General features: G+C 72.5%; 3 protein-coding genes. All 3 read left to right on the top strand.

Going from position 1 to position 5501, the window contains the following annotated elements:
* Window positions 1-64 precede the first annotated feature (64 nt).
* The 3 genes from SSBG_RS22625 to SSBG_RS22635 all read left to right on the top strand — a co-directional run bounded on the left by SSBG_RS22625 (window position 65) and on the right by SSBG_RS22635 (window position 5478).
* Window positions 65-1360 carry a sensor histidine kinase gene (locus tag SSBG_RS22625; protein WP_008748394.1) on the top strand — a complete coding sequence of 432 codons (1296 nt, stop codon included), beginning with the start codon at window positions 65-67 and terminating at the stop codon, window positions 1358-1360.
* Window positions 1357-2037, top strand: coding sequence for a response regulator (locus SSBG_RS22630; protein ID WP_008748395.1), 681 nt, complete (start codon window positions 1357-1359; stop codon window positions 2035-2037). The genes SSBG_RS22625 and SSBG_RS22630 overlap by 4 nt, the downstream gene beginning before the upstream one ends.
* 303 nt (window positions 2038-2340) lie before the next feature.
* Window positions 2341-5478, top strand: coding sequence for an efflux RND transporter permease subunit (locus tag SSBG_RS22635; RefSeq protein WP_008748396.1), 3138 nt, complete (start codon window positions 2341-2343; stop codon window positions 5476-5478).
* Window positions 5479-5501 lie beyond the last annotated feature (23 nt).

The following is a 5501-nucleotide window of genomic DNA, read 5'->3' on the forward strand; positions in this document are numbered from 1 at the left end:
CCGCCCCGCCCCGTACGACCGCACCGCCCGACCGTCAGCCCGGGGGAGCCAGCAAAGGACCGCCATGGCCGATCACCTTCCCCCCTCGCTGCACGGCGTCCGCCGCTGGGCGCAGGCGCATCCGACCGGGCCCGACACGCTGCTCGCCGCCTTCGTGCTCTGCGGGATGATCGTCGGCAGCTTCGGCAATCCGCACCAGCCCGAGGGCCCGCGCTGGTCCGAGCAGCCGCCCTCGGCGTTCAGCGTCGCCCTCATGAGCCTCGCCGCCCTCGCGCTCGTGCTGCGCCGCAGGTACCCCGCCAGGGTCCTCGTCGCCGCCGCGCTGTGCACGGCCGTCGAACTCGCCACCGGGAACCCGCGCGCGCCCGTCGTGGTCGCCTGCGGCATCGCCCTCTACACCTTCGCCGTGCACACCGACCGGCCCACCGCCTGGCGCATCGGGCTGCTCACGAGCGCCGTCCTCGTCGGCGTCGCGATGCTCACCGGGCCGCTGCCCTGGTACGCGCAGGAGAACTTCGGGCTGCTCGCCTGGACGGCGATGGCCGTCGCCGTGGGCGACGCGGTGCGCAGCCGCCGCGCCTTCATCACCGCGATGCGCGAGCGCGCCGACCGCGCCGAGCGCACCCGCGAGGAGGAGGCCAGGCGCCGGGTCGCCGAGGAACGCCTGCGCATCGCCCGCGACCTCCACGACGTCGTCGCCCACCACATCGCCCTCGTCAACGTGCAGGCCGGGGTCGCCGCGCACGTCATGGACCGCCGCCCCGACCAGGCCAAGGAGGCCCTCGCCCACGTACGCCGCGCCTCGCGCTCCGCGCTGGACGAACTGCGCGCCACCGTCGGCCTGCTCCGCCAGTCCGGGGACCCCACCGCGCCCACCGAGCCGACGGCCGGACTGGAGCGCCTGGACGACCTCCTCGGCACCTTCCGCGACGCCGGGCTGCCCGTCCGCCTCGTCACCCCCGAGCCGCTCGCCGGGGGAGCGCTGCCCGCCGCCGTGGACCTCGCCGCCTACCGCGTCGTGCAGGAGGCGCTGACCAACGTGCAGAAGCACGCGGGGAGCGGGGCGCAGGCCGAGATCAGCGTGGTGCGGGTCGGGAGCCAGGTCGAGGTCACGGTGCTCGACAACGGACGTGGCGCCGCGGCCGAGGGGCCCGCGGAGGACGGCGGGCACGGGCTGCTCGGGATGCGCGAGCGCGCCGCCGCGCTCGGCGGCCACCTCACGGCGGCCCCCCGCTTCGGGGGCGGGTACCGCGTGCACGCGATACTGCCCCTCGAACCACCCGACCCCACCGCGCCCGCCGCCGTCCCCGGGCAGAGCCATGCCGGGCCCGTCGCGGGCCGGGACCAGGAGCGCCCATGACGATCCGCGTGCTGCTCGCCGACGACCAGGCCCTGCTGCGCAGCGCCTTCCGCGTCCTTGTCGACTCCGAGGACGACATGGAGGTCGTCGGCGAGGCGTCCGACGGGGCCGAGGCCGTCCTGCTCGCCGCGAGCCACCTGCCGGACGTCGTCCTCATGGACATCCGGATGCCCGGCACCGACGGCCTCGCCGCGACCCGCCGCATCAGCGCCGACCCCGCGCTCGCCGCGGTGCACGTCGTGATGCTCACGACCTTCGAGGTGGACGAGTACGTCGTGCAGTCGCTGCGCGCCGGGGCCGCGGGCTTCCTCGGCAAGGGCGCCGAGCCCGCCGAACTGCTCGGCGCGATCCGCACCGCCGCCGCGGGCGAGGCGCTGCTCTCCCCGGCGGCGACCCGGAGCCTCATCACCCGCTTCCTCGCCCAGGCCCCCGGCACCGGGCCCGCCGCCGGGGTGGACAGCGCGCGCCTGGCCGCGCTCACCGGGCGCGAGCGCGAGGTCCTCGTGCAGGTGGCCGCCGGGCTCAGCAACGACGAGATCGCCGAACGCCTCGAAGTCAGTCCGCTCACCGTCAAGACCCACGTCAACCGCGCCATGGCCAAGGTCGGCGCCCGCGACCGCGCCCAACTCGTCGTCATCGCCTACGAGACGGGACTCGTCCGCCCGCGCACCGAGTGACGCCCGCCGGTACGGAACGGGGCAAAACCCCGCGCCTTGCCCCCGGTTGAGCCGCCTTCTCCCGGCCGTCTCCACCCGGCCGCTCAGCCCGGGGGTTGACACGGCGCGGGGTCCCGCCTACTCCGACCGCAGTAGAGCGCCCGTACGAAATGGTCCTGGGAGCGCTCGAAGGGGCTTTCGCCATGGCCCATCGTGGAGGGGTACGGTCGCCCCGCCTTCCCCGGCGCGCCGGGAACCGCCCGGCACCCGGCGGTCCAGGACCGTGCGCCCCGCCCTTGCCGCGTAGCCACAGAGAGAGAACACATGTCCTGGCTGTCGAGATTCAGCCTCGCTCAACGCGCCCTCATCGGGCTGATGTCGATCGTCGCGATCGTCTTCGGAGCGATCGCGATACCTCAGCTCAAGCAGCAGCTGCTGCCCAATATCGAACTCCCGATGGTGTCGGTCATCGCGCCCTACCAGGGTGCCTCGCCCGACGTGGTCGAGAAGCAGGTCGTCGAGCCGCTGGAGAAGTCGCTCGACGCCGTGGACGGACTCTCCACGACGACGTCGACCGCCAGCGAGGGCAACGCCATCGTCATGGCCCAGTTCGACTTCGGCAGCGGCACCAAGCAGCTCGTCGCCGACGTCCAGCAGGCCGTCAACCGCGCCCGCGCCCAGCTCCCCGACAACGTGGACCCGCAGGTCGTGGCCGGCTCCACCGACGACATCCCCACCGTCGTCCTCGCCGCCACCTCCGCCAAGGACCAGCAGGCCCTCTCCGACCAGCTCGACCGCACCGTGGTGCCCGAGCTCAAGGAGATCGACGGGGTCTCGCAGGTCACCATCGACGGGGTCCGCGACCTCCAGGTCACCATCACCCCGGACACCGCGAAGCTCGCCCGCGCCGGCCTGAGCGCCGCGGCGCTCGGTGACGCGCTCAAGGCCGGCGGCGTCACGATGCCGGCCGGTTCCTTCGACGAGGGCGGCGAGAACCGCACCGTCCAGGTCGGCACGCCCTTCACCTCGCTGCGGCAGATCGAGGACCTGCGCGTCGTGGGCCAGGGCGGCCAGGGCTCCGGTCAGGGCGAGGCGCCCGAGCCGGTCCGGCTCGGCGACGTCGCGAGCGTGAAGCAGCAGGAGGCCACCGCCACCTCGATCACCCGCACCGACGGCAAGCCCAGCCTCGCCGTCGCGGTGACGATGGACAAGGACGGCAGCGCCGTCGGCATCTCCAAGGCCGTCAAGGACAAGCTCGGCGACCTGCGCGACTCGCTCGGCCAGGGCGCCGACCTCAAGATCGTCGTGGACCAGGGCCCGCCCGTCTCCAAGGCCATCAGCGGCCTCACCACCGAGGGCGCCCTCGGTCTCGGCTTCGCCGTCGTCGTGATCCTGGTCTTCCTCGCCTCGATCCGCTCGACGCTCGTCACCGCGGTCTCCATCCCGCTCTCCGTGCTCCTCACCCTCATCGTGCTGTGGACGCGGGACCTGTCGCTCAACATGCTCACCCTCGGCGCGCTGACCATCGCGATCGGCCGTGTCGTGGACGACTCGATCGTCGTCCTGGAGAACATCAAGCGGCACCTCGGCTACGGCGAGGAGCGCAGGGAGGCGATCCTCACCGCGGTCAAGGAGGTCGCCGGGGCGGTCACCGCCTCGACGCTCACCACCGTCGCCGTCTTCCTGCCGATCGGCCTCGTCGGCGGCATCGTGGGCGAGCTGTTCAGCTCCTTCTCGCTCACCGTCACGACGGCCCTGCTCGCCTCGCTCCTCGTCTCGCTCACCGTGGTCCCGGTCCTGTCGTACTGGTTCCTGCGCGGCCCGAAGAACGTCACGAGCCCCGAGGACGCCGAGCTGGCGCGCCGCGCCGCCGAGGAGAAGGAGTCCCACGGGCGCCTCCAGCGCGCCTACCTGCCGGTCATCGGCTTCGCGACCCGGCGCCGGGTCACCTCGCTGCTCATCGCGGTCTTCGTCCTCGTCATCACGCTGGGCATGGCCACGCAGCTCAAGACGAACTTCTTCGACGACAGCGGTCAGGACTCGCTGAGCGCCACGCAGGAGCTCCCGCCGGGCACGAGCCTCGCGAGCACCGACGCGGCCGCGAAGAAGGTCGAGAAGCTCCTCGACGGCATCGACGGGGTCAGCGACGTCCAGGTCACCGTCGGCTCCTCCGGCTTCATGGCGGCCTTCGGCGGCTCGACCGACTCCAACCACGCCTCGTACCAGATCAAGCTCAAGAACGAGGACGACGCGGACAAGGTCCAGGACGCCCTCGAAGGCGGCTTCAAGAAGCTCGACGGCGCGGGCGAACTCAAGGTCTCGGCCGGTGGCGGCTTCGGCGACCAGGACCTCTCGGTCGTCGTGAAGGCCCCCGACCGCGACACGCTCGCCAAGGCGGCCCAGCAGGTCACCGACGCCGTCAAGAAGATCGACGACGTCAAGTCCGTCGAGAACGACCTCGCCACCTCGGTGCCGCGCGTCTCCGTGATCGCCAAGCCCGCGGCGGCCGACGCCGGTCTCAGCCAGGCCGCCCTCGGCGCCCTCGTCGCCGAGCAGGTCAACGGCACGAAGACCACCACGGCGACGCTGGACGACACCGAACGCGATGTCGTGGTCCGCTCCGCGCACCCGGCGACCACCGTCGCCGAGCTCAAGGCCCTCCCGGTCGGCGGCGCGAAGCTCGGTGACCTCGCGACGGTCGGCCTGGTCGACGGGCCGGTCTCGATGACCCGTATCGACGGCGCCCGCGCGGCGACCGTGACGGCCAAGCCCGTCGGCGACGACACCGGCTCGATCAGCACGGAACTGACGAAGAAGCTGGACGAGCTCAAGCTCCCGCAGGGCGCCGCCACCGAGATCGGCGGGGTGACGGCCGACCAGAACGACTCGCTCGGCAAGCTCGCGCTCGCGATGCTCGCCGCCGTGGCGATCGTCTTCCTGCTCCTCGTCGGCACCTTCCGCTCGCTGATCCAGCCGCTGATCCTGCTCGTCTCGATCCCGTTCGCGGCGACCGGCGCGCTCGGCCTGCTCCTCATCACGGGCACCCCGCTGGGCGTCCCCGCGATGATCGGGATGCTGATGCTCATCGGCATCGTGGTGACCAACGCGATCGTCCTGATCGACCTCATCAACCAGTACCGCGACCGCGGTTACGGGGTCATCGAGGCGGTCACCGAGGGCGGCAGGCACCGCTTGCGGCCGATCCTCATGACCGCGCTCGCGACGATCTTCGCCCTCATCCCGATGGCGACCGGTATCACCGGCGAGGGCGGCTTCATCTCGCAGCCCCTCGCGGTGGTCGTGATCGGCGGTCTCGTCACCTCGACGCTCCTGACCCTCCTCCTCGTCCCCACCCTCTACGCGATGGTCGAACTGCGCAAGGAGCGCAGGGCGGCGAAGAAGGCGACGAAGCGGGGCGGCGGCACCGACGTCCCGAGCACCAGGGAACCGGTGAACGTCTGAGAAAGCGGTACAAGAACGGGCGG

The sequence above is a fragment of the Streptomyces sp. SPB074 genome (assembly GCF_000154905.1).
Taxonomy (GTDB): Bacteria; Actinomycetota; Actinomycetes; order Streptomycetales; family Streptomycetaceae; genus Streptomyces.